This window comes from bacterium (assembly GCA_028820935.1).
Classification (GTDB): domain Bacteria; phylum Actinomycetota; class Acidimicrobiia; order Spongiisociales; family Spongiisociaceae; genus Spongiisocius.
In genome coordinates, this window is sequence record JAPPHZ010000045.1 from 1 (window position 1) to 23948 (window position 23948).

Annotated in this window: 26 protein-coding genes; 10 read left to right on the top strand and 16 right to left on the bottom strand. The window is 67.5% G+C overall.

Features of this window, described 5'->3' with window-relative positions; genetic code table 11:
* Positions 1 to 99 precede the first annotated feature (99 nt).
* The 4 genes from rimM to ffh form a co-directional block, all read right to left on the bottom strand.
* Positions 100 to 591: a ribosome maturation factor RimM gene (gene rimM, locus OXM57_13005; GenBank protein MDE0353595.1), complete on the bottom strand. Its 492-nt coding sequence runs from the start codon at positions 589 to 591 to the stop codon at positions 100 to 102.
* An 88-nt stretch (positions 592 to 679) separates the two neighbouring features.
* Positions 680 to 928 (bottom strand): KH domain-containing protein, encoded by a 249-nt coding sequence (locus OXM57_13010; GenBank protein MDE0353596.1) that lies wholly within the window; start codon positions 926 to 928, stop codon positions 680 to 682.
* On the bottom strand, positions 925 to 1347 hold the full coding sequence (gene rpsP / locus OXM57_13015; protein MDE0353597.1) for a 30S ribosomal protein S16: 423 nt from the start codon (positions 1345 to 1347) through the stop codon (positions 925 to 927). Before rpsP ends, OXM57_13010 begins: the two co-directional genes overlap by 4 nt.
* A gap of 3 nt (positions 1348 to 1350) precedes the next feature.
* A complete protein-coding gene (gene ffh / locus OXM57_13020; protein ID MDE0353598.1) occupies positions 1351 to 2820 on the bottom strand; it encodes a signal recognition particle protein in 1470 nt (489 codons plus the stop codon).
* Between the two features lie 126 nt (positions 2821 to 2946).
* Here ffh and upp point away from each other — a divergent pair, with 126 nt between their 5' ends.
* The 7 genes from upp (at position 2947) to OXM57_13055 (ending at position 10865) form a co-directional block, all read left to right on the top strand.
* A complete protein-coding gene (gene upp, locus OXM57_13025; protein ID MDE0353599.1) occupies positions 2947 to 3567 on the top strand; it encodes a uracil phosphoribosyltransferase in 621 nt (206 codons plus the stop codon).
* Entirely contained in the window at positions 3564 to 3875 is a 312-nt protein-coding gene (locus OXM57_13030) for an MGMT family protein (protein MDE0353600.1), read from the top strand. Before upp ends, OXM57_13030 begins: the two co-directional genes overlap by 4 nt.
* A complete protein-coding gene (locus OXM57_13035) occupies positions 3872 to 5170 on the top strand; it encodes a thymidine phosphorylase (protein ID MDE0353601.1) in 1299 nt (432 codons plus the stop codon). The genes OXM57_13030 and OXM57_13035 overlap by 4 nt, the downstream gene beginning before the upstream one ends.
* Positions 5171 to 5301: 131 nt before the next feature.
* Positions 5302 to 6060: an electron transfer flavoprotein subunit beta/FixA family protein gene (locus OXM57_13040; GenBank protein ID MDE0353602.1), complete on the top strand. Its 759-nt coding sequence runs from the start codon at positions 5302 to 5304 to the stop codon at positions 6058 to 6060.
* Positions 6061 to 7011: an electron transfer flavoprotein subunit alpha/FixB family protein gene (locus OXM57_13045; GenBank protein ID MDE0353603.1), complete on the top strand. Its 951-nt coding sequence runs from the start codon at positions 6061 to 6063 to the stop codon at positions 7009 to 7011.
* A 37-nt stretch (positions 7012 to 7048) separates the two neighbouring features.
* Complete coding sequence (locus tag OXM57_13050) at positions 7049 to 8047, top strand: ATP-dependent DNA ligase (GenBank protein MDE0353604.1); 999 nt, start codon at positions 7049 to 7051, stop codon at positions 8045 to 8047.
* Positions 8048 to 8258: 211 nt separating this feature from the next.
* On the top strand, positions 8259 to 10865 hold the full coding sequence (locus tag OXM57_13055) for an MMPL family transporter (GenBank protein ID MDE0353605.1): 2607 nt from the start codon (positions 8259 to 8261) through the stop codon (positions 10863 to 10865).
* Here the strand turns inward: OXM57_13055 and OXM57_13060 are convergent, their stop codons facing one another.
* Both OXM57_13060 and OXM57_13065 read right to left on the bottom strand, forming a co-directional pair.
* Positions 10866 to 11894 carry an iron-sulfur cluster-binding domain-containing protein gene (locus tag OXM57_13060; GenBank protein MDE0353606.1) on the bottom strand — a complete coding sequence of 343 codons (1029 nt, stop codon included), beginning with the start codon at positions 11892 to 11894 and terminating at the stop codon, positions 10866 to 10868. It lies immediately after the preceding gene.
* On the bottom strand, positions 11891 to 12946 hold the full coding sequence (locus tag OXM57_13065; protein MDE0353607.1) for an ATP-dependent DNA ligase: 1056 nt from the start codon (positions 12944 to 12946) through the stop codon (positions 11891 to 11893). The genes OXM57_13060 and OXM57_13065 overlap by 4 nt, the downstream gene beginning before the upstream one ends.
* A 210-nt stretch (positions 12947 to 13156) precedes the next feature.
* Between OXM57_13065 and OXM57_13070 the strand changes: the two genes are divergently transcribed.
* The 3 genes from OXM57_13070 to OXM57_13080 are packed head-to-tail and all read left to right on the top strand — an operon-like array spanning position 13157 to position 14418.
* Complete coding sequence (locus OXM57_13070; GenBank protein ID MDE0353608.1) at positions 13157 to 13795, top strand: hypothetical protein; 639 nt, start codon at positions 13157 to 13159, stop codon at positions 13793 to 13795.
* Positions 13796 to 13827: 32 nt separating this feature from the next.
* Positions 13828 to 14067 (top strand): hypothetical protein, encoded by a 240-nt coding sequence (locus OXM57_13075; GenBank protein ID MDE0353609.1) that lies wholly within the window; start codon positions 13828 to 13830, stop codon positions 14065 to 14067.
* 3 nt (positions 14068 to 14070) lie between these two features.
* A complete protein-coding gene (locus OXM57_13080) occupies positions 14071 to 14418 on the top strand; it encodes a MarR family transcriptional regulator (GenBank protein ID MDE0353610.1) in 348 nt (115 codons plus the stop codon).
* Between the two features lie 9 nt (positions 14419 to 14427).
* On the opposite strand, the gene cdd is transcribed toward OXM57_13080, so the two are convergent.
* From cdd to coaD, 10 genes are all read right to left on the bottom strand, one after another.
* Positions 14428 to 14823 carry a cytidine deaminase gene (gene cdd / locus OXM57_13085; GenBank protein ID MDE0353611.1) on the bottom strand — a complete coding sequence of 132 codons (396 nt, stop codon included), beginning with the start codon at positions 14821 to 14823 and terminating at the stop codon, positions 14428 to 14430.
* A complete protein-coding gene (gene ftsY / locus OXM57_13090) occupies positions 14820 to 15812 on the bottom strand; it encodes a signal recognition particle-docking protein FtsY (GenBank protein ID MDE0353612.1) in 993 nt (330 codons plus the stop codon). The genes cdd and ftsY overlap by 4 nt, the downstream gene beginning before the upstream one ends.
* 251 nt (positions 15813 to 16063) lie before the next feature.
* Positions 16064 to 19516 carry a chromosome segregation protein SMC gene (gene smc, locus OXM57_13095; GenBank protein MDE0353613.1) on the bottom strand — a complete coding sequence of 1151 codons (3453 nt, stop codon included), beginning with the start codon at positions 19514 to 19516 and terminating at the stop codon, positions 16064 to 16066.
* A 104-nt stretch (positions 19517 to 19620) separates the two neighbouring features.
* Positions 19621 to 20451 (bottom strand): bifunctional DNA-formamidopyrimidine glycosylase/DNA-(apurinic or apyrimidinic site) lyase, encoded by an 831-nt coding sequence (gene mutM / locus OXM57_13100; protein ID MDE0353614.1) that lies wholly within the window; start codon positions 20449 to 20451, stop codon positions 19621 to 19623.
* Positions 20444 to 21130 carry a ribonuclease III gene (gene rnc / locus OXM57_13105; protein ID MDE0353615.1) on the bottom strand — a complete coding sequence of 229 codons (687 nt, stop codon included), beginning with the start codon at positions 21128 to 21130 and terminating at the stop codon, positions 20444 to 20446. Before rnc ends, mutM begins: the two co-directional genes overlap by 8 nt.
* Positions 21127 to 22107, bottom strand: coding sequence for a phosphate acyltransferase PlsX (gene plsX / locus OXM57_13110; GenBank protein MDE0353616.1), 981 nt, complete (start codon positions 22105 to 22107; stop codon positions 21127 to 21129). Before plsX ends, rnc begins: the two co-directional genes overlap by 4 nt.
* 46 nt (positions 22108 to 22153) lie before the next feature.
* Complete coding sequence (gene rpmF, locus OXM57_13115) at positions 22154 to 22345, bottom strand: 50S ribosomal protein L32 (protein MDE0353617.1); 192 nt, start codon at positions 22343 to 22345, stop codon at positions 22154 to 22156.
* Positions 22346 to 22391: 46 nt separating this feature from the next.
* On the bottom strand, positions 22392 to 22898 hold the full coding sequence (locus OXM57_13120) for a DUF177 domain-containing protein (GenBank protein MDE0353618.1): 507 nt from the start codon (positions 22896 to 22898) through the stop codon (positions 22392 to 22394).
* A gap of 44 nt (positions 22899 to 22942) precedes the next feature.
* Complete coding sequence (locus OXM57_13125) at positions 22943 to 23467, bottom strand: hypothetical protein (GenBank protein MDE0353619.1); 525 nt, start codon at positions 23465 to 23467, stop codon at positions 22943 to 22945.
* Positions 23464 to 23940: a pantetheine-phosphate adenylyltransferase gene (gene coaD / locus OXM57_13130; GenBank protein MDE0353620.1), complete on the bottom strand. Its 477-nt coding sequence runs from the start codon at positions 23938 to 23940 to the stop codon at positions 23464 to 23466. Before coaD ends, OXM57_13125 begins: the two co-directional genes overlap by 4 nt.
* Positions 23941 to 23948: the final 8 nt, after the last annotated feature.

Consider the following 23948-nt stretch of genomic DNA (forward strand, 5'->3'; position numbering starts at 1 on the left):
TGCTAGTTGCTAGTTGCTAGTTGCTAGTTGCTAGTTGCTAGTTGCTAGTTGCTAGATTATATCAGAATATATTGTTTACCAACTATGGACGGACGACGACTACTGCGGGGCGAGTAGGCCATCGGGAGGGTCAACCCGTAGCCACCCACCGGCCACATCGACTTCCGTAACGAGGGCCTCCACGAAGGGGATCTCGGCCTCCGAGCCGTCATGGCACTTGACCACGAGCCGGTCCTGGGGGGCCTCGATCAGGTCGTCCACCACGCCGACGGTCTCGGATCCGATCCGCACGTCCAGCCCGATCAACTGATCGGGCCAGTACTCGCCGGGCCGAAGCGCCCTCCTGTCTGCCTCGTCAATGAGGAGGTCGGCCCCCACCAGCAGCTCCGCCTGCTCTGCGGAGGTGATCCCGGCGAACTCTGCAATAGGACCCCCGGAGTGGGTGTGGAAACCTCTCAGAACAAGGAGCGGGGCGTCGGGTAACCCGGTGCGAAACCGGGCCGGAGCGACGAAGCGTTGCGGATAGTCGGACTCGACCCGTACGCGCACAGCGCCGCCGAGCCCATGGACCCCGACGATCCGCCCGACCACCACCGGTTCCCCGGTAGGTTGGCCGGCGCCCCGGGCCGGAGGCTTCGCTACCGCGCCCGCCTCCTGCCGCCGGACCGGTCCCGAGCGCTCAGTCGACGAATTCGACCCCTACGGTGAGGCCTTCCTCGTCCGCCGCCGCCTGGGCTACGGTCCGGATGGCCCGCGCCACCCTTCCACCCCGGCCGATCACCCGACCCATCTCACCGGGAGCGGTCTTCACCTCGGCGAGCATCCTGTCCTCCCCCTGGTCGATCATCGTGACCTCCACGGCATCCGTATCGTCAACGATCGAAGTAACCACGTACCGGATAACTCGTTCGACGATCGCGCCGCTCATGATTCACCATCCTGCTCGTCATCCGCTGCGGATTGCTTCTCCTCCGTCGCGGCAGCCGGTTCCTCGACGGCCGAGTCCTCGGCAGCCTCGGGAGACTCCGTGACATCTGGATCGGGGGGCGGGCTCGGCGGAGGGTCGTCGAGACGGTAGACGCCCGCCCGGGAGACCTTCGGTTGCGCGACGGCCCCGGAGATCTCGAGTAGCTTCTGCACGCGGTCGGTCGGCTGTGCCCCGGTGCCCAGCCAGTACCGGGCCCGGTCGTTGTCGATCTCGACCAGGGAAGGCTCCCTGCGGGGGTCGTAGCGCCCGATCGACTCGATGATGCGACCGTCCCTGGGGGATCGCGCATCAGCCACGACGACCCGGTAGGTCGGCTGCTTCTTCTTGCCCATACGCCTGAGGCGGATCTTCACCGCCATTCGTCACCTCTTTTTCTTCTTTTTCTGGAGCTTCTTCGGAGTTCTCGGTTTCTTCTTGGGTCGGCCGGGCGGGCGGCGCCCACCCCCACCACGCGGAGGTTCAATTGCCGTACCCGTTAGGCCGCCCGGCAGGGCGCCGGCCACACTACCCGGGAACCCGCCGCGCATGCCGGGAAATCCCATCCTGGTCTTGCCCCGGGACAGCGACTGGAACATGCCGCGCATCTGGTTGAACTGCCGCACCAGACCGGCCACATCCTGAACGGAGGTTCCCGAGCCCACGGCGATCCTGCGCCTGCGACTGCCGTCGATGACCTTGGGGTTAACTCGTTCGGCGGGGGTCATCGAGCAGATGATCGCCTCCGAGCGGCGAACCTCACGATCAACCGCCTGCGCATCCGCGAGAGCGGGGCGCGCACCGGGGATCATACCAAGAAGCTCCCCCACCGACCCCATCCGGCGCAGGCTCTTCACCTGTTCGATGTAGTCCTCGAGAGTGAACTCGGCCCGCAGCAGGCGCTGGGCCATGTCGGCCGCCTGCTGCTGGTCGACGGCCTCCTCGGCCCTCTCCATGAGGGTCAGCACGTCGCCCATGCCCAGGATGCGGGACGCCATCCGCTCGGGATGGAAGACCTCCAGATCGCGAGGCCCCTCACCCGTACCCACCAACTTGACCGGGAAACCGGTCGCCTCCCGAACCGAGATGGCTGCACCGCCCCGAGCATCGCTGTCGAGCTTCGAGAGCACCACACCGGTCAGGCCTATGTGCTCCGAGAAGCCTCTGGCCACCGCCACCGACTCCTGCCCGGTCATGGCGTCCAGCACCAGCAGCACTTCATCGGGCGAGGCGGCGCGAGCCATGGCGCCCAACTCGGCCATCAGGGCCTGGTCGATCTGGAGCCGGCCGGCGGTGTCCACCACCACCACATCGACACCCTGTCGGTCAGCCTGCCGGAGCGCACTCCTCACCAGGGACACCGGGTTCCTGCCGCCCTCGAACACGGGGACGCCGATCCGCTCACCCAGCTGTTGCAGCTGTTCCACCGCTCCCGGCCGTACCCGATCAGCCGCAACCATCAGAACGCTCTTCCCGGAGCGCCGGTAGTGGTCGGCGAGCTTGGCGGCCGTAGTGGTCTTGCCCGAGCCCTGCAGCCCGACCACCAGGGTGGTCAGGGGCTTCCCGCCCCTGGTCACCAGGGGCACGGCTTCACTCCCCAGCGTTTCGAGGAGTGACTCGTGGACGATCTTGACCACCTGATGGCCCGGCGTGACGCTCCTAATCACCTCGGCGCCGACCGCCCGAACCCGGATCCGGTCGAGCAGGCGGTCGGCTACCTCCTGGTTGACGTCGGCCTCCAGTAGAGCCAGCCGCACCTCGGACAGGGTTTCGTCGACCTGGCGCTCGCTAAGGCGGCCCCTGCCCCGGATGCGATCGAACGCCGCCTCGAAACGGGCTGTCAGCGATTCGAACACCTACACGACTCCTCGTCGGCTGCTGGAGACAAACTAGTCACTACCGGCTGGCAACCGACCGTTCGGGGTATCCTCCGGACAGCAGCAACCAGGTCGCCCCGGCGCCGCAACGGAGGGAAGTCCATCTTGGGAATCACCGTCGTAGACCACCCGCTGAGCCGCCACTACCTCAGCATTCTCCGCGACCGGACGACCGGTCCGGGTGGGTTCCGGCTCGCCACCCGACGCCTCTCCTACATCCTCACACTCGAGGCCACATCGAGGTTGGCCGAGACCGAGTACCGCCTTGAAACGCCCCTCTCGCCGGCCACCGGATACCGTCCCGTCCGGCCGCCGGTAGCGGTCGCCGTGCTCCGGGCAGGATTGGGATTGATCGATGGGGTGGTGGACCTGGTGCCCGACGTGGCAGTCGGATACGTCGGGGTCGAGCGAGATGAGGAGACCGCCCGTCCGATGGCCTACTACACCAAGTTCCCCGAGATGAGGGAGCGAACCGTCCTGGTTCTGGAACCCATGCTCGCCACGGGAGGCTCGCTGGGCTGGGCGGTGAAGTCGGTCAAGGAAGCCGGAGCTGCGGAGGTAGTCGCCCTGTGCGTGGTGACTGCTCCCGAGGGCGCCGCCCGGATGGAGCGCGAGCATCCCGACGTGGAGGTGGTAGCAGCCGCCATCGACTCCCACCTGAACGACCGCTTCTTCATCGTTCCCGGGTTGGGCGACATGGGCGACCGGCTCTTCGACACACCGTGAGCGGCGTTCCCGTCGACGAGGACGGGCGGACCTTTGCCGAGCGGGTGTATTCCATGGTCGAGAGCCTCGGCGAGGGCGAGGTGGCCACCTACGGTGAGATCGCGGCCGACGCCGGCCGGCCTGGGGCCGCCCGGGCTGTCGGACGGATACTGGCGAACTCGGACGGCTTGCCGTGGTGGCGGGTGGTGACGAGGGAGGGCCGACTCGTGCCCGGGCTTGAGGACGAACATGCTCACCGGCTGGCCCGGGAGGGACTGGCCGTCCGGCGCAACCGGGTCGTACGGTCGTCCGGGGCAAGACCGGAATGAGCGGGCGGAGCATCCGGGAGGCGATCCGGCACAAGCGCAACGGCGGCCACCTGGATGCCGAGGACATCCGGAGCTTCGTGACCGGCGTGGTGCACCGCTCGATTCCGGACTACCAGGCGTCCGCCATGCTCATGGCCATCTACTTCCGCGGGATGTCGGACGCCGAACTGGCCACGCTGACGGCCGCCATGATCGGGTCCGGAGAACGGCTTGCCATTACCTCCACCGTGCCCAAGGTCGACAAGCACTCCACAGGAGGCGTGGGCGACAAGGTGAGCATTGCCCTGGCCCCGCTGGTGGCATCCTGCGGCGTGACCGTACCGATGATGTCGGGCCGGGGCCTGGGACACACCGGAGGAACCCTCGACAAGCTGGAGTCGATCAGGGGACTGAGAACCGCCTTCAGTCCCAAGGAGTTCGGACGGATCGCCACCCGGCTGGGGGTGATCATCGCCGGCCAATCCGACCAGATCGTCCCCGCCGACCGGATCCTGTACGCCCTCCGTGACAGCACGGCCACAGTGTCCTCGGTACCTCTCATCAGTTCCTCGATCATGTCCAAGAAACTGGTCGAGGGCCTCGACGCGCTGGTGCTGGACATAAAGGTGGGGTCGGGCGCCTTCATGGAGACCGTAGAGGACGCGCGCCTCCTCGCCACGACCATGGTCGGGATCGGTCGGTCCCACGGCGTCGCAACCAGGGCGCTGCTGACCGCCATGGACCAGCCACTCGGGCGAGAGGTCGGCAATGCCAATGAGGTCACCGAGGCGATGGCCGTACTGCGCGGCAAGGGTCCTGCCGACCTCGCAGAGCTGGTGAGGACGCTCGGTATCCACATGCTGGAGGCGGCGGGAGTGGACGGCGCCGCCCTCAGGATCGACCGGAGCCTGGAGTCGGGGGCCGGGCTGGCCAAGCTGTCCGGGATGATCAGGGCCCAGGGGGGCGATCCGAGGGTGGTGGAGCAACCCGAAAGGCTCCCCGGCGCGTCTCACGCCCGGAGGATCCGGTCGACCGATGGAGGTTACGTGACGTCGATCGACGCCAGGGGCATCGGGCTGGCGGCCATGAGCCTCGGCGCCGGCCGCGAGACCATGGAGGATCGAATAGATCACGGAGTGGGCATCACGCTGTCCGCCAAGGTGGGTGACGAGGTGCGGCGGGGCGACGTGCTGGCCACCCTTCGCTTCAACGATCCCGGCCTTGCCGACCGGGCCTCGGCTCTCGTCGAGCGTGCCTACGTGATCGGCGCCCTCGCGCCGGACGTGCGACCCCTCATCCTGGAGACAGTCGGTTGAAGGGCGGCGCCTGCCCATCGGGCGGCTAGCCGCGGCCGGTCGCGGCGTCGACGCCACTTCAACACCCGCGCCGACCGCTAGGATCAGCCCTTCCCAACCAGGTTCGTCGGGTCGTCAGGAGTCCATAGGCAATGCAGGTACTGGTGTGCGTGAAACAGATACCCGATCCCGCCTCCCCCTCGTCGCTCGATCCGGATACCAGCCGCCTGCTGAGACCTCCGGAGCAGGTGCTGGACGACACGGATCGGTACGGGATCGAGGTGGGTCTCCAGTTGGCCGAGCAGACGGACGGTGCGGTGACCCTCCTGTCCATGGGGCCGACCGGCACCATGCAGGGAATCCGCCAGGCCCTCGCCATGGGCGCCGACAAGGCGGTTCTCGTGGACGACCCCGCCTTAGAGGACAGCGACGCCCTTACCACCGCCAAGGTTCTGGCCGCCGCCGCCCGCCGTGAGGGATTCGACGTGCTGGTTACAGGTGTCGAGTCCACCGACGGCTACTCCGGTGTGGTACCTCAGATGGCGGCCGAACTGCTGGGAGTGCCGGCGCTGACCTTCGCCCGGCGGGTGGAGATGGACGGACCCGACCTCCGCATCGAGCGCCAGACCGCATCCGGTTTCGATGTGGTCCTCTCGCCCCTCCCGGCCGTGCTGTCGGTCACCGCGGGTGCCGTCGAGCCCCGCTATCCCACCTTCCGGGGAATCATGGCGGCCAGGAACAAGCCGGTCGACAGCTTGACAGCGGCCGACCTCTCCGTATCGAGCGACCCCGGTCAGCGGGTCGTCTCGGTGGCGCCGGCGCCCGAGCGGGCAGCGGGCGAGGTGGTGGAGGACGGCGGTACCGGCCACCTTCGCGTAGTCGAGTTCCTCGAGTCGGCAAGGGTGGTGTAGATGGCTATCTGGGTATTCGCGGAAGCAACGGAACGCGGGCCGGGCGAGCCGGCCCTGGAGGTGCTGTCCGAGGTCGCCTCCCATAGTGAAGCGGTAGCCGTCTACCTGGGCGAGGCTTCCGGCGAGGCAGCCGCCATCCTGGGCGCCTACGGAGCCTCAACCGTATACATCCTGACCGGCGGCGGTGACCTGCCCGCGGCGGCCGCCGCGGCGGCCTTGGCCGAACTCGTCGAGCGGGAGGCGCCCGGGGCGGTGTTGTTCGCCCAGACCTACACGTCGCGGGATGTGGCAGGCCGGCTGGCGGCCCGGATCGACCGGCCGGTGATATCGAACGCGGTGGACGTGGCCATCGATGACGGTTGCACTGTCACAAGCGAGGTATTCGGGGGCACGCAGCTGGTCCGGACGGCCTTCACCGGGCCGGGCCCGCACCTGGTGCTGGTGCGACCCAAGTCCTTCTCCGCCGAGGAGCGGGGAGGCGCCGTGGACCGGGTCGAGGAGATCCCGTTACCCGATGCCGGGCACGCCGGATCGCCGCAGGTGGTGGACACGACCGTCGAGCAGGCCGAGGGTCCGCAGCTGGGCAGCGCCAAGGTCATCATCAGCGGGGGCCGGGGGCTGGGAAGCGCCGAGGCGTACTCACTGATCGAGAGCGTCGCCGAGCCACTGGGCGCCGCCACCGGGGCTACCCGGGCGATCGTGGACGCAGGGTGGGTTCCCTATGCCAAGCAGGTGGGACAGACCGGTAAGACGGTCAAGCCCGAGGTATACATCGCCTGCGGGGTATCGGGCGCCATGCAGCATCTGGTCGGGATGAAGGACTCGAAACGGATCGTGGCGATCAACAAGGACCCGGAGGCGCCGATCTTCTCGGTTGCCGACCTGGGGATCGTGGGTGATGTCCACCAGGTCCTGCCCAGGCTCGCCGAGGCGCTCCGCGGCCGCGACTGACCACGGCCCACTCCGCTGCATCCGGTAGCGTGACCGCATGGCAGGCGCCACCACGGTCGGAATAGCCGGTGAGGAAGTCCGGATAACGTCACCGGACCGGCTGGTATTCCCCCGGCAGGGATGGACCAAGCTCGACGTGGTGCTCTACTTCCGCACCGTGGCCGGGGGATGCCTGCGTGGCGTGTTCGGCCGCCCCACCATGATGAAGCGGTACATGAAGGACGTCGGCACGGCGCCGATATACCACAAGCGGGCGTCCAAGAACACGCCGTTCGAGACCGCTCCCATCCGCTTCCCGTCCCAGCGGCCCGGCCGGATGAACGTGGCTCGATCGCGGGCCGACATCCTCAGGTTCGTCCAGCTGGGCTGCCTCGACCTGCATCCGTGGCCCGTCCGGGCCGAGGACCTGGACCATCCGGACGAGCTCCGGCTCGACCTCGACCCCACCGAGGGGTTCGCGTTCGCCGATGTCAAGCGGGCCGCTCTGGCGACCAAGGATCTCCTCGATGAGGTCGGGCTGGTGGGTTGGCCCAAGACCACGGGTAGCCGGGGTATCCACGTCTACGTGCGCATCGAGCCGGAGTGGGACTTCTACCAGTCCCGCCGGGCAGTGCTGGCGTTCGGCCGCGAGCTGGAGCGCCGCCATCCTGACCTGATCACCTCCCGATGGTGGAAGGAGGAGCGCCGGGGAGTGTTCATCGACTACAACCAGAACGCCCGCGACAAGACCGTGTCCTCTGCCTACGGTGTCCGTCCTACCGGATACGTGTCCGCCCCGGTCACGTGGGATGAGCTACCCGATGTCGAGATCGAGGACTTCCCGATGGATCGCTTCCACCGCCGGTACGCGGCGGTCGGGGATCTGACCGAAGGGATCGACGACCAGCCGGGTCGGATCGAGCGCCTGCTTGAGTGGGTGGAGCGGGACGAGGCCGACGGAGTGGGCGACGCGCCCTGGCCGCCGAACTACCCCAAGATGCCGGGAGAACCACCCCGGGTCCAACCCTCCAAGATGGTGAAAGCCAACTGGAAGTAGCTGCTGGTTGCTGGTTGCTAGTTGCTAGTTGCTAGTTGCTAGTTGCTAGTTAAGTCGGATACTAATGAATAGAGACTATAAACTAACCATTAAGGACTCGTGGCTGACGGACCGGACCGGTTCTCGATAACACCGGGGCGGAAGTAGCCTGCCCCCGGAAGTTGGGGATTCCCCCTTCTCCACCACCCGACCTGTCCCGAGAGGAACCTGTGTGAAGACGTTTGTCAGAGCCTTCGCGTTCTTGGTGTCGAGAGCCCCATGGGCGGTGGTCATCACCACGCTGGTCCTGTTCGGGATCTTCGGCTACCTCTCCACCCAGGTCGAGATAGGCCAGGGCAACGAGGGCCTCTCTCCCGACAACCCGGAACTGCTGGCCCAGGACCGGATCAGCGACCTGTTCGGCAGCGACGACACCCAGGAGAGCGTCATCCAGGTGATCGTTCGCAACGAGGGAGGCGACGTCTTCACCAAGGACGCATACGACGTGGTGACCGCCATTAACTCCATCCTCGAAAGCGAGGCCCTGTCCGAGAACCTCTCGTCCGTTCCCGGGAGGGGCGCCTCGTTCAGCTACCTCGACCCGGCCATCGACATGGCCGACGAGAGCGGCACCCCTGTGGCCACCGATGAGGACGTGAAGGACCTGTACATCCAGGCCACCACGGGACCGGAGGCCAATCCGCAGTTCGCCTCGCTGATCAGCCGCAACGGGGACGCTTCCTCGGCCACGGCCCAGGCCGGACTGATACTGATATTCACCGAGGTGCCGGTGGGGCTCGAGGAGGAGGCGTTCGACGAGGCGGTCGAGAACGACTCGGTGGTGGCGGACGCCCTGCGGACGGTACCCACCCCGGAAGGGTTGGAGGTCATTCCCTTCAGCTTCACGTTGCTGTTCGAAGACAGCGGTGACGCCGGTAGCGAGATCGGGCGGCTGTTCGGGATGGCCGCACTGATCATCCTCGTCATTCTCTCGTTCGTGTACTGGCTCAAGCCGCCGGGGCGGGGCGCCCTCATCCAGTCGGGGCGCCGGACCATCGCCGACACCCTGCTCACTCTCTTCACCATCTTCGCCGCCATCACCTTCATGCAGGGGATCGGGGTGCTGCTGGAACGGACCGGGATCATCGCCTCGTTCAACACCATCACACAGATCATCCCCATCCTGCTCATCGGGTTGGGCGTCGACTACGGGATCCATATCACTTCCCGCTATCGCGAGGAGATCGGCCGGGGACAGGACGTTGACGGCGCCGCCCGCACCGCCATCGGCACGGTGGGAATAGCCCTGGTCCTGGCAACCGTCACCACCGCCATCGGCTTCCTAACCAACATCTTCAACCCCGTGCCGGCGCTGAAGGACTTCGGGATCCTGGCGGCCGTGGGGATAGTCGCCTCGTTCGTCCTGACCCTCACCTTCTTCCCGGCGGCCCGCAAGATCCTGGATCGGAGGACCGAGCGGCGGGGCAGGCTCTCCTGGGCGTTCGTCCGGTTGCTGATCGTGGCCAGGAAGGTGGACCGCACGATCGAATCCAAGGGATCCCTGCCCGTGGCGGGCATGAGAGCCTCCTCCGAACGCCTGCTGCCTTCCCTGATAGCCCGTACCTCATGGCTGGCGGAGAAGATCCCCGTCGTGATGGTCCTGGCGGCCATGGTGCTGGGAGGCCTCGGGGTGTGGGGACTTGCCCAGCTGGAGACCCGCTTCTCGGTCACCGATTTCCTTCCCAGCGACGCACCCGGGATCCGGGCGCTGGAGATCCTGCAGGAGGAGTTCGGAGGAGGCCTGGGAGAATCCACCCAGATCCTGATCGAGGGTGAGGACCTCTCCAGACCGGAGGTTCACAACGCCCTGGTCTCGGCCAGTTCGCGACTGAACGAGGTTGAGAACGTGCTGGTGTTCGAGACTCCGAGGGGAACGATCGCCTCCGCCAACTCCCCGATCTCCATACTCAACTCCCTGAACCGGGGCGGTCCCCAGGGTCCGCCCTCCGAACCGGTCACAGCCGCGATCGGGGCCGCCGGTGCGGGCCGTGATCTCCGGGTTCCCGCCGGCGCTGACGTCACCCCTCTCTGGGACGCCATGTTCGACGCGGCTCCCCAGCGGGCGGGGGACGTCCTTCACCGAACCGGGTCGGGCTACGACGCCCTGCGTTTCGACATCGGCACCCAGGCAGGAGAGACCGGAGCACTGCAACTGCGACAGGACCTCCTGGACAACTTCTCGGAGGTCTCCGACCTGGGGGTCAGCGTGATAGCCACCTCCACCGGGATCATCACCAACCTGATCGTGAAGGAACTGGCGGACTCGCAGACCACTTCGCTTCTCATCACCCTGGTGGTCGCCACCGTGGTGCTGATGGTCAGTTTCTGGTTCGAGAACCGCCGACCCTTCCTGGGTGTGATCACCATGGTCCCCGTTGCGCTGGTGGTGTTCTGGACCTACGGATTGATGTACGCGACGGGCATTCCCTTCGGACCGGTTACCGCCACCCTGTCGGCCCTGTCGATCGGAATCGGAGTCCCCTACACCATCCACATCGCCCGCCGATTCGGGGAGGACCGGGTCCGCGAGGAGAGTCTGGAAGACGCCCTCCGCTCGACGTCCCGCCACACCGGCGGCGCTTTGGCAGGGTCCGCATTCACCACCATGGCCGGATTCGGGATCCTGATCACTTCCAGGCTCGTACCCTTCCAACAGATGGGACAGGTCACGGTGTACGCCGTCGGGCTCTCGCTGGTGGCAGCCATACTGGTGCTGCCGTCCCTGCTGGCCCTCTGGGAGAGGTGGCACCTCCGGAGGGAAGCGGCGAGGGCCGCCTGATCAGGGCAGCAAGCGCAGCACCACCTCGGCGCTGAGGGGCCGGGCCACGCAGGTGAGCACCACCCCGGCGGCCTGCTCCGCCTCGGCCAGGGCGAACGGGACCCCGGGATCCACCTCGCCGCCCACGACGAGGGCGCGGCAGGTGCCACACACCCCGGAGCGACAGGCGTAATGGAGCGGCGAGGACGGGCCGCCCAGTGCGTCCAGCAACACGTCTCCGGCGGTAGCCCTCCCTCCGCGGTCTTGATCCTCCAGGCGTACCAGGGCGCCGTCGTAGGGAGTGGGCGCCCCGTCCCGGTGCGGTGGTTGGTAGTGCTCCACGAGTAGCCGGTCGTCAGGCGCCCCGAGCGACCGGAGCCGGGCCTCGACGGTGCGGTTCATGCCGGGCGGGCCGCACACCAGGTACCACACGTCCGCGGTGGTCGGTGGTCGGGACGTCAGGAACTGATCGACCGCCCGGTGGTCGATGCGCTCGCCCCGGCCGCTGAACAGGCGCGAGAGCCGGAACCGGTCGGCGTAATCTGCGGCCATGGTCGCCAACTCGCCGGCGGCAATGGCATCCCGCGGCGCCCGGTTGCCGTAGAGGAGATGCACCACCGAACCCCCCTCCAACGCAAGGACACCCCGGATGATGCCCACGATCGGCGCGATGCCACTACCGGCCGCGAAACAGTAGAGAGTGCGGCGCCTCGCAGTGCTGATCCGCATGTCGAAGCCCCCGGCGGCGGCCGGCTCCACCTCCACGACGTCTCCTTCCCGGGCGCGTTCGACCAGGTGCCTCGACACCAGGCCGCCAGGGTGGCTCTTCACGGTTATGGCCGGCGGCTGGGCCAGCTCCGGTGTGGAACTGAGCGAGAATGCCCGGCGGTGCTCCTCCCCGTCCAACATGACGCGGACGATCACGTACCAGCCTGCCGATCCCCCGATCACCTGATCCGGATCGTCAAAGATGGCGGTGACCGCGTCGGCGGTCTCCGAGCGGATCCGCGCGATGCGAACGGGATGGGCGGTCCGGTCCTCCGGACTCAACCGACGATTTCCGAGAATCCCATCCCCTCCGGCCGGACCAGTTGGTCCATCGTGCAGTCCCGGGGGTTCTTGTCCGGCCGCCAGCGCTCCAGGCGGGTGGCATGCCGGAACCTGCCTCCCTGGAGATGGTCGTAGCTGATCTGGACCACCAGAGTGGGCCGGATCGGGATCCACTCCATCGAACGCTGTCCCGTCCAGCGGTTCTCGGATCCCGGGGCGCGTGTGTCCTCGCCGCCGAAGCTCGTCTCGGTGCGGATCCCCTCCAGCACCGGAAGCAGGTCGATGCGTTCCTGGTCGGAGAGCCCGGACGTGTGGCCGATGAAGTGCAGATTGCCCTCATCGTTGTAAAGACCCAGGAGCAGCGACCCGATCCGGTCGCCCTCCTTGTGGATGCGGTAGCCGCCTATCACGCAGTCCGCGTCGCGGCGGTGCTTCCACTTGATCCATGCCCGCTGGCCGGGCTGGTAGGTTCCGCGGGCTCGCTTGGCGATGATCCCGTCACATCCGGCCGGCTCGAACTCGTGGAACCAGCGAGAGGCCTCGTCGAAGTCTCCGGTGGACGGCGTTAGGTGCCAGGGCGTCCCCAGAGTGCCGACCACTCTCTCCAAACGCTCGCGACGGATGCGGTAGGGGGCATCCAGAAGGCTCTCGCCGGCATCGGCCAGCAGGTCGAAGGCCACCAGCCGGGCCGGATACTCCTGCGCCAGCCGGATGATACGGGACTCCGCGGGATGGATGCGCATCTGGAGCATGTCGAACTCGGTCTTGTCAGCCACCACCATGAGGATCTCGCCGTCCACCACCGTCCCCGGTGCCAACCGGCGCAGAGCAGGCCGGAGTTCGGGGAAGTAGCGCAACAGGGTCTTGCCGTTACGGGAGTCCAGGCGGGGCGGGTCGCCGCTATAGGCGATCATGCGGAACCCGTCCCACTTCGGTTCGTAGACCCAACCCTCTCCACGGGGCGGCGTCTCCCTGACCCGAGCCATCATGGGCTTGATGGGAGGGCGGATCCCATAGGAAGGTGAGTCGGTAGGACCATTGCGAGGTGCCATCCCTTCCATCCTTTCCCTCCGATCCTGAAGGTCACTCATCATTGAACACGGCCCCGGCCTCGTCGGGACGACCGCGATGATAGGAGGGCCGGCCCTCCCCCGAGCACTTCCAACAGGGGTTCCTCGGCGCCGGGTTACTGGTTGTAAAATTATTAAGAGACAAGTAATCTTGGGTCGCATCATCAGGAAACCGTCGGGGGGAGGCTGAAGGTGGGCCGACAGCCGTACAAACTGGCAGTGCTCGTAGCCGCAGCTGCCGCATTGGTAGCTGCAGCAGTGGCGGTAACGCTGCTGCAGAGAGAGGGAGATACCGGCATCGTCCACCTGGCGGCTCGCAGTCCTGTGTACCGGTCGCTGGAGGAACTGGCCACCATCGCGGACCTCATAGTGGTCGGGACGGTCACCGGCGTGGTGGCCCGGGCCGAGGACTACCGCACCACGGACCCGGACCTACTCGCCGGCCACGGGCGGGCCGGCCTGGGTCCGAACCCCATCGTGTTCTACGAGATCTCGGTTGGAGAAACGCTCAAGGGCCAGGCCGGCGATTCGGTGTACGTAGGACGTATCGACCCCGAACGCGCCATCGTCGTCGATGTCACCCCACTGCGCCCGCGCCAAAAGGTACTGCTGTTCCTCCGCGGCCGGGAAATACCGGGTCTCCAGTTCACGGGCGCCGGCCTCCCGGTCGGCCAGGCCTCCTACATCGTGCTGGGCATGGACAATGGCGTATTCGACGTCTCGAACACCGGATCGGTAACCCCGCGGATGCCCGCCAGGTTCGCGGCAGGCACCGTACCGAGCGACCTATACGGGGTGCGGACACGACTTCAGGCCGGCGGCATCGCCTAGGCCCTATCACACGCCAACAGAGAGGACCGACCGTGATCCCATTCGACCGGAAGCGGAGCGCGAGTACTGGTGCGCGAGTATCGGAGCACGAGACTCGAGACCAGAACGAGGACATCATCGACCGGAAGATCCGCAGATGGGAACGAACGCTCCGGGACACCTCCCTGTGGGGGATAGAACCGGCGGCCCGCATCGAGCAGCTGGCGGCCGACCTGGCGGAGGATATGGACCGGATAGCGATCACCGAGGGCCTCGCCAACCAGGGGGACTAACAGGTGCTGGCACTCCTGCGGAACGCCCAGCACCGGGAAGAGTCGGTAACCCCGACCGACGCGGCACAGCAGCTGGGGATGACCACCGCCACCATGGTCAGCCGGGTGGATCGCCTCGAACAGAACGGTTACGCGCGACGGGTCCGCCACCCGGCCGACCGTCGAGCCGTCAACCTGGTCATCACCCCCGACGGCATAGCCAGTGCCGAACGCATGGTGCGACGGCGCACCGAGGACCGCAGGAGGCGCCTGGCCGTACTGACCGCGGACGAGCGGAACACGTTGACCATGCTGCTGCGCAAGCTGGCGGAGTGCTGGTCGACAATAGACGAGCCGCCCCGTTCGGCTTGAAGAAACGTGTCAGGCCTCGAGAAAGAAGCCATGGGGGTGCAGATCGGACAGACTGTGGCGCCGTACCTCGCTGCCCTCCCCGGCCGTCACGACCACCCACTCCACTCCGAACTCGTTCATCAACTGCCGGCAGTTCCCGCACGGGTAGGCGTTGTCCACGCCGTCGGCGTCGACACAGGCCACGGCCACACCTTCGATCCTCCGTACGCCCCGGGCCACCGCACCGCTGATGGCGGTCGCTTCCGCGCAGATGGACGACCCGTATGCGGCGTTCTCCACGTTGGCGCCGCTATGGCGCCGACCTTCGGAATCCACCACCACCGCGCCCACCCGGAACCGCGAATAGGGCGAGTAGGACCGGAGGGCCGCCCGGCGGGCCTCCGCTGCCAGACAGTCCGTGTTCATGCTCCCACCAGGGCGTCCACGAATGACGGGCCGTCGAACGGGAGGAGGTCGCCACTCCCCTCCCCCACACCCACATACTTCACCGGCAGCGAGAGCTCATTCTCGATCGCTAGCACCACTCCCCCCTTGGCGGTACCGTCGAGCTTGGTCAGGACCACACCGGTGACTCCGACCCGCGCGAACCGGCGGGCCTGGGCCAGCCCGCTCTGGCCCGTGGTGGCGTCCATGACCAGCAGGACCTCCGATACCCGATCACCGTCCCGGCCCAGCACGCGGACGATCTTGGCCAGCTCCTCCATCAGGTTGTGGCTGGTGTGGAGGCGGCCGGCCGTGTCTACGATCAGCACGTCGGCGCCCCGGGCACGTGCTGCCTGGAGGGCGTCGTAGGCCACCGACGCCGGATCGGCGCCGCGGGCGCCCGAGACCATGGGGACGGCCAGGCGATCCGCCCAGACCTTGAGCTGCGAGTCGGCCGCGGGACGGTACGTATCGGCACCCCCGACGAGAGGACTCTTGCCGGCCGCGGCGAGGCGGGACGCCAATTTGGCCACGGTCGTGGTCTTTCCCGACCCGTTGACCCCGACCAGGACGATGATCGAGGGGTCTCCGTCCAGGTGGAGAGCCCGGTCGAACCCGGCGAGGCTGCGGTTCAACTCGGCGCGCACCACAGCCCGAATCTCATCGGCCCCGGACAGCCCGGCATCGCGGACGGCCTCGACGATCCGCCTCGCCGCCTTGACTCCCATATCGGCGGCGATGAGATCCTCCTCCATCTCTTTCCAGGGAGCCGCCGATCCCGAGGGCCGGGACCATACGGACTCGAGGTGATCCCGGACCCTGGAAAGGGCAACACCCATGGCGGTTCCCTGGGGGTGCCGCGCCGGCCGTGCTCTCCGGCGGCGTTTCCCCACCCGGGCCAGAACGACCACCAGCACCAGCAACAAGAGGAGAACAATCCATGCGGCTGCGGAGGCTATCGACTCCGGCATCTCGATCCCCAGGAAAGCAACCGGCCATGGGACTAGGAGGGTGCTGAAAAAGACGGGGATTGGTTGGCCCGCGATGTTCTACCTGGGGTTTCGTTTCGGGCTATCGGGCCAACGGGACATTTTTCAGTACCATCCTACGGGAGCCATCGGATCGGACCTCTCGATCGCGGACCACTAGGAACGATTCTATCCGGCCGGGTCGGCAACTGTTCGTCAGGCGCCAGTGGTAGGAATCCCGGGACCGCTCGCCTCTAGGCGGCCGATACGGTGCCGGCCGGAAGCCGGTTCATGTCTCTGACCAGTGCCCTCGACGAGCCACCCGGCGCCATGGTCACCCCGTACAGCGTATCGGCCACCCTCACCGTGGCCTGCTGGTGGGTGATCAGCACCAGCTGGGAGCAGGCCCGGAAGTCCTCCACCAACCTCAGGAAGCGTCCCAGGTTGGCTTCGTCGAGTGCGGCATCCACCTCGTCGAGGATGTGGAAGGGACCGGGCCGGGCCTTGAAGACCGCGAACAGGAAGGCCAGCGCCGCCAGCGACCGCTCCCCGCCGGACAGCAGCGACAGCTTGCCGACCTTTTTGCCGAACGGTTGCGCTCGTATCTCCACGCCCGCCTCGAGCGGATCCGCCGATCCTGTCAGCATCAACTCCCCACTGCCACCGGGGAAAAGAACCGAGAAGCAGTCCCGGTAGTGGCGCGCCGTGTCTTCGAAGGTCGTCCTGAAGAGCTCGTCCATCTCGGTGTCCAGGGCGTCGATCGCCTTCCTGATCTCCGATCTAGCCTGCTCGATGTCCGCCATCTGTTCGGTCAGGTGCCGGTATCGCAGGTCCAGTTCCCGGTACTCCTCGGCCGCGAGCCGGTTGATCGGACCCATCCGGGCCAGTGCCCGGGTGAGCTCCTCCACACGCGGCTCGGCACCGGGTCGCTGCTCCGGTGGCAGGCCGGCGGCCAGAGCCTCTTCCCTCGTGGAATCCGCGTCCCTCCGCAACCGTTCCGCCACCGACTCTTCGCGCATCCCGACCTCGGCCACCGCGATCTCGAGCCTGCCCAGCCGGCTCCGGGCGGATTCCTGCTCCCGGTCCAGGGCTTCCGCACGGGTTCGAAGCGCGTTCACTTCGCCCGTCGAAGCCGTGGCCATCGCTCGCGACTGCTCGCGAAGCTCCACCAGCTCCCCCAGCCTGTGGCGGGCCACCTCCGCCACCCGCAGCGTCCAGCGCTCGATGTTGCGGGCACGCTCGAGACCGGCCTGCTCGGTGGTGGTGTCGACTCCATCCGCCAAACGCACCGTGACCGAGTCGACCCGGTCGGCCATCAGCCGGCGCCGCTCCGCCGCCGCCGCCAGGACCCGGACCGACTCCTCGCGCGCCGCGCGCGCCTCCGCCAGCCGGCTCTCGGCCGCCGCCCGCTGCCCGACCAGTATCTCGCCCGAATCACGGCCGGATGCCTCACCGGCTTCCGCTTCGGCGACCAGGTCGCGCAGTTCCGCGAGGCGACGCCCGGTCCTCTCCGCCGATCGGCGGGCCGCTGCCGTACGCTCCTCGAGGCGGGCAAGCTCCTCGGTCAGTGCGGTCTGCGCCCGGCGATTGCGCTCCAGCGCTCCGGTCAGGTCCTCATGTCGTGATCGGAGGGCGGTGGCCTCCGCCCGCGCGGACTCGTCATCCCGGCGAGCTGCTTCCATCCGGACCCTGGCCTCCGCCTCGGCCTCACGGGCGGCCTCCATCTCCCGGCCGGCCGACTCCGCAGCACGGCGGGCGGCGGCGACCATGTCCGGCGAACCCGCATCCGGATCGGTCGGGTAGACGCCGAACCGGGTAATCAGGTCGCCCTCGGACGTGACCGCCCGCACCTCCGGCGCCTTCCGGACGATCTCCCATCCTTGGCTCCAGCTGTCGACCAGCAGGACGTCTCCGAGGAGCCCGGCCGCCACACCCGAACGGGCTACCGGCCCGAGCTGGTCGCCGAGCCTTTTCACTCCCCACCGGTCCGCCACCGACCGGGCCACCGACGCGCCCGGGTCGGCTTCCGGCACCACCAGGGGAACAGCCCCGTTACCCCCGGTCTTGATCCCGGCAACCACCGCCCCTACCGTCTCGGGACTGTCCACGACCATCGCCTCGGCCCACGCCCCCAGAGCCGCCGCTACCGGTCGCAGCAGCGGCTCCGGCACATCCAGGAGCTCGATCAGCTCGCCGAGCACCCCATCCGATACCTTGATCCGGTCCCGCGCTCGGGATGACGCCCCGCTGCGGGCCGCCAGGGCCTCCAGCCGGGCTCGCGCCGCCGCCTCACGGGTCTCGACCGACCTGAGACGCTGTTCGCTGCGGGCCCACTCTGATTCTCGCCGGTGACGATCCTTGCCCCGGGCCCGTCCCAGCCGGCCGGAAGAGTCCAGCCGCTCCTCGACCGATTCCACCTCCCCGGCAAGCTGGTCGGCAAGGCGGGACTGCTGAGAGAGCCGGGAGCGGGCCTCGTCCGCCGCCCGCAGGTACTCGGCGATACGGTCGGCATCCTTGCGGGCTGCCACTTCGCTCTTCCTGAGTGCCGACCTCACCATCTCCGTCCGGTTACCGGCCCGGAGATCTCCCTCGGCGGGCATTTCCCCTAGCCGAGCCTCGGCCATCTGCAGCTCCGCGTCACAGCGTTCCGCATCCTGGCGCGCCTGCTCCTCCCGGATGGTTGCCGAGTCCAGCTGGGCGGACAGCTCGACGGCCTGGTCGGTGAGACGCCGGTAGCCACTTTCCATCTCGCCGATCCGGTCGGCCAGCCCGCCGGCCCGCTCGTGCGCGACCCGGGCGACACCGCCCAAACGGGCGGCAACGGTCCGCAGGTCGGCAATCTGCTCCCCGTACCGGTCCAACTCCGCCAGCAACCGCTCCGATCGATGCTCGGTGGTTTCGATCATCTCCCGGATCCGGCCCTGCTCGGACTCGCCGCGGGCGATCTGGCGCTCGATGCCGCTTCGCTCCCGGCCCAACTCCCGTTTCCGCCGCGAGAGGACGCGGAACTCCTCTCCACCGAGCCAGAGGCGGAGCGAGCGCAACTCGGAACGCAACTCCTCGTGCCGTTCCGCGTCGCGGACCTGTTTCCGCAACGGTCGTTTCCGCCGCTCCATCTCACCGGCGATGTCCCGAAGACGTACCGCATCGGCATCCGACTGTTCGAGCCGGCGGATGGCCTTCGCCTTCCGGATCCGGTGCTTGCGGATCCCGGCCGCATCCTCGATGATCTCCCGCCGCTGCGCGGGGCTCCCCCCCAGGACGGTGTCCAGCCTGCCCTGGCTCACGATCAGGTGCTGGCGCCTGCCCAACCCGCTGTCCGAGAGCAGCTCCTGGATGTCGAGCAGGCGGCACGGAGCTCCGTTGATCTCGTACTCCGAGGTACCGCCCTTGAACAACCGGCGGGTAACGGCGACCTCGTCGAGGTTGAGGGGGACGGACCGGTCGGTGTTGTCCATCACCAGCGTGACCTCCGCCCTCGAGTGGGCAGGTCGGTCGGCTGTGCCCGCGAACACCACGTCGTCCATCTGGTCGGCGCGCAGCGCCCGGGTGAACTGGGTGCCCAGCACCCACGACACCGCGTCCACGATGTTGGATTTCCCGGTCCCGTTGGGACCGACCACTACCGAGACGCCGGCTCCGAACTCCAGGAGGGTCCGGTCGGCGAACGACTTGAAACCGAGCAGCTTTACCGACTTGAGGCGCAAGTCACATCCATGTGATTCCGGGATGGCAAGTTTAGCCGTGTTCACGGGGAATCAGTGTTTCGCGCCGCTCTTCCAGGGCAGCGGGTCCTCCGCGGGCTCGGGTGTCAGGCCTGGCAGGCCGGGCACCGGTGGGAGGACCGGCCGTTGATCCTCGCTCTCACGATCAGCGCGCCGCAGCGCCGGCACGGCTTCCCCTCCCGGCCGTACACCGACAAATACTCGAGGTGCCGGCCGGCCCTTCCGTCGGGGAGCAGGTAGGCGAGGTCGTCGAGGGATGTTCCCCCGTGCGCGAGACCATCCGCCAGCACCCGCCCGATGGCCCTGCGAATCGCGCCCACCTCGGCCAGGCTCAGGGAGCCGGCCGGCCGGTCACCGGAGATGGCGGCCGCGAACAACACCTCATCGGCGTATATGTTGCCCAGTCCGGCCAGGAAGCGCTGGTCCAGGAGCAAGGTCTTGGTAGCCACGCGACGGCCGGCAGCCTTCGAAGCCAGCTCCCGGGGAGAAGGGAGCGCGTCCAACGCGTCGGGACCGAGACGGGCGATGCTCGACGCGGCCAGCTCGTCGGGCGTGAGCACGGCCGTGAAGCCGAAGGTGCGCGGGTCCACCATCCGGACCTCGTGACCGGCATCCGTCCGTACCACCACCCGCGTGTGAGGATGCGGGGGCGCCTCACCGGCGGTTATCGACATCCGGCCCGACATGCCCAGGTGGAACACCCAGGTGAGACCCTCTCCCATCGCGATGAGCAGGAACTTCCCCGTGCGGCGCAGCTCACCCACCACCTTGCCCCGCAGCCTGGCCACGAAGTCAGCCGGATCCGGTTGGCGCCGTAGCATCCGGGGATGGAGAACCTCCACCGTCACGACCGAACGGCCGGCCAGAACCGGCACGAGCCCGCGCCGGGTGGTCTCGACCTCGGGAAGTTCAGGCACCCTCGTGGCGCAGTTTGCTCAGGGCTTGACGGGCCGCGGACTGCTCGGCCTCTCGCTTGGACCGGCCGGACCCCGACCCCAACTCCTCGTCCCCGACCGAGACCCGGGCGGTGAAGAGCCTCTCGTGGTCGGGTCCGGCGCCCGTGACCGTGTACCGCACCTCGTGCGCGGCGCTACCGAGTTCCACGTTAAGGCGGCTCTTGTAGTCACTCCTGCCCGGTGATTCCGCCTCGGTCGTGATGCGCTCCTCCCAGATCCGCATGACCAGATCGCGGGCCACATCCAGACCGCCATCGAGATACACGGCGCCTATGACAGCTTCCATGGCGTCGGCCAGGATGGAGGGCTTGCTCCGGCCACCGGTCGCCTCCTCACCCTTGTCGAGAGCCAGGTAGCGGCCCAGCCCCAACCCGTCGGCCATCCGGTGAAGGACATCCCGGTTGACCACCGATGCCCGGAGTTTGGCCATCTGCCCCTCGGACAGGCATGGGTATTCGTGGAAGATGAAGTCGGTGACCACCAGCTGCAGGATGGTGTCGCCCAGGAACTCCAGACGCTCGTTGGAAGGCCCCTCACCGGTCTCGGCAACCCATGACCGGTGGCGCAGGGCCTCGTCCAGATGGCCGGGATCGCCAAAGCGGTACTCGAGGGCCGATTCGAGGCCGCCGCTGCCGGTCACGAGCGGGCCAGCCCCCGCTCCATCCGTTCGGCCAGACCGCCCTTGACGCCTTCGGCAGCCAGCCGGATGGCGTTGAAAACGGCATTTCGTGACGACGATCCATGGCCGATCACGACGCCGGCCCTGGTTCCTAGGAGATAGGCCCCCCCGGCACACAACTCGGGATCGATAATCATCCGGACCTCTTCGATGACACTCGTCATGTCTCCGGGACTGCCGCTCGGATGGCGCCCGAACGCATCGCTCACCAGCGCGAGGACCAGACCGGCCGTCCCTTCCATCGCCTTCAGCACCACGTTGCCCGTGAACCCGTCGGTGACCACGACATCGGCCACGTCGCCGGGTATGTCACCGCCCTCGACGTTGCCCACGAAGTTGACCGGGGCTTCCTCCAGCAGCCCGAACGCGGACCGTTCCACCTCACGACCCTTGGAGGGCTCCTCCCCGATATTGAGCAAGCCCACCCGGGGCCGGTCGATCCCGTAGACGATCTCGGCCACCAGCGCGCCCATGACCGCGAAGCGGACGAGATGAACCGGCCTCACCTCCAGATTGGCGCCCGCGTCGAGTATCAAGGTCGGGAGTCCGGTCGCGCGGGGAATCGGTGTGGCGATGGCAGGACGCTGGACGCCTTCGAGACGCCCGATGACGATGGAAGCCGCCGTCATGGTCGCGCCGGTCGATCCGGCCGATACCAGGGCGTCGGCATCCCCTGACGCCACCAATCGGGCCGCCACCATGATCGACGAACGAGGCTTGTCCCTCACCGCCTTGCCGGGATCCTCGCCCATCCCCACCACATCCGGAGCGTGGACCACCTCGAGGTCGGGGCGGGTTGCCTTCAGCTCAGGCTCGATGACCTCCCTGTCGCCCACCAGCACCAACTCGTGCCCGGCGCCGGCGGCCATGATCGCTCCGGCCACGATCTCGGCAGGACCGCGATCCGTTCCCATGACGTCGAGAGCTATCCGTGCCAAGGGGGTCTCGCGCCGCCCGGACTATCGGCACCGACCCGTGCCGGTCTCAGCTGTAGGTCTCCACCACCGTTCGACCGCGGTAGGTGCCGCAACCCCCCGGACCGACACACGCGCGGTGCGGTAGTTTCGGGCCTCCGCACCGATCGCAGGTGACGGTGCGAACCGGGCGCATCTTCATCGCCTCCGCCTTCCGCCGGCGAGTGCGGGAGCGCGACATCTTCTTCTTGGGTACTGCCATGACACACCTCTTGGATCATGGACGGAAGGATCCGCCCCTCTACCGATCACGCCGTCTCGAACGGGACCTCCAGCAGGGCTTCCAGCGTGGCGAACGGAGACTCACGAGTCTCGGAGTGTCCCTGGCAGGAACCCTCGTTCAGATCGGCACCGCACACCGGACAAAGACCCCGGCAGGACTCTGAGCATAGCGGTACCAGCGGCACCGACAGGCATAGCTCGTCATGGAGGACGCCGGAGAGGTCGATGTCTCCCTCCGGGCCGATCGCCGGCATGTCCTCGCTGGCCTCTTCACCGTAGGCCTGCCGTACCGGAGCCTCGGCCTCGAAGGCGACCGGATCCAGGCAGCGGTTGCAACGGAGCACCATCTCCGCCCGGGCAGTGCCGCGTACCCAAACACCACCCGCCATCGCCTCGAGTCGCAGGTCCGCCGTGACCGGGCCACACTGCTCGACCTGGTCCAGTGCCGGCTCCACCTGCCCGGAAAGGGTGACCTGCCGGGTGGAACCGGGGCGGGCGACCAGACCGGAGACGTTGACCACGAAGGTGCTCATAGACTTCATCGGATACCGGTACCCGTCGTGGTGAGGGGATTCCCCTATCCGATCGAGCGGGTCTGGTGGAGTTCGGACCGCATGGAGCGCACCTGGTCGAGCACTCTCATCAGCACGTCCTCGAGCCGGGACAGCCGATCCTCGGCATAGTCCTCGGCCTCCAGCCTGATCCTATGGGACATGTCCTCGGCCCGGCGGACCAGGATATTGGCCTCCTCGGTGGCCTCGGCGATGATGTTGGTGTTCGAGACCATCTCCTTGGCCCGGTGGCGAGCCTGCTCGATTACCTCCCGGGCCTTCTCGTTGGTACGGGCGATGAAGGTGTCCCGCTCCCGCACCATCCATCGGGCCTGCCGCATCTCATCCGGGAGCCGATCCGCCAGGAGTTCGAGAACGGTGAGCATCTGCTCCCGATCTATCAGCACCTTGCCCGATCCGGGGATGGCCTTGGCCTCGGAAAGCGCCATGACCATTTCCGAAACCAGTTCGTTCAACTCTCCCACCGTGGCGGGCGAAGTGGGGGACGTCACCCCCTGCGTACCGACCTCAGGCTCACGATCACCGATCATTCTGACCACCGTTCCTTCATCAAATCTGCCACGCGCCCGGGAACCAGGCCGGAGACCGAACCGCCCAGACTCCCCACTTCCTTCACCAATGACGAGGAAAGATAGGCGTGTTCCGGGCTGGTAGGGATGAACACCGTATCTATTCCCGACAGGCCGTGGTTCATCTGGGCCATCTGGAGTTCGTAATCGAAGTCCGACACGGCCCGGAGTCCCTTGACGATCACGCTCACACCTTGGGCCCTGGCGAAGTCGACCAGTAGCCCGTCAAAGGCGACCACCTCCGCCCTGAGTTCTGCGGCTAGGAGATCGCGCAGCATCTCGACCCGTTCCTCGGACGAGAACATGGGTCTCTTGGACACGTTGCGGATGACCGCCACCACCACCGTCTCGAACAGGGACAGGCTTCGCCGGATAACATCCATGTGGCCGTTGGTGGGCGGATCGAAGCTACCGGGGCAGACCGCCTTTGCCACCCTCATCA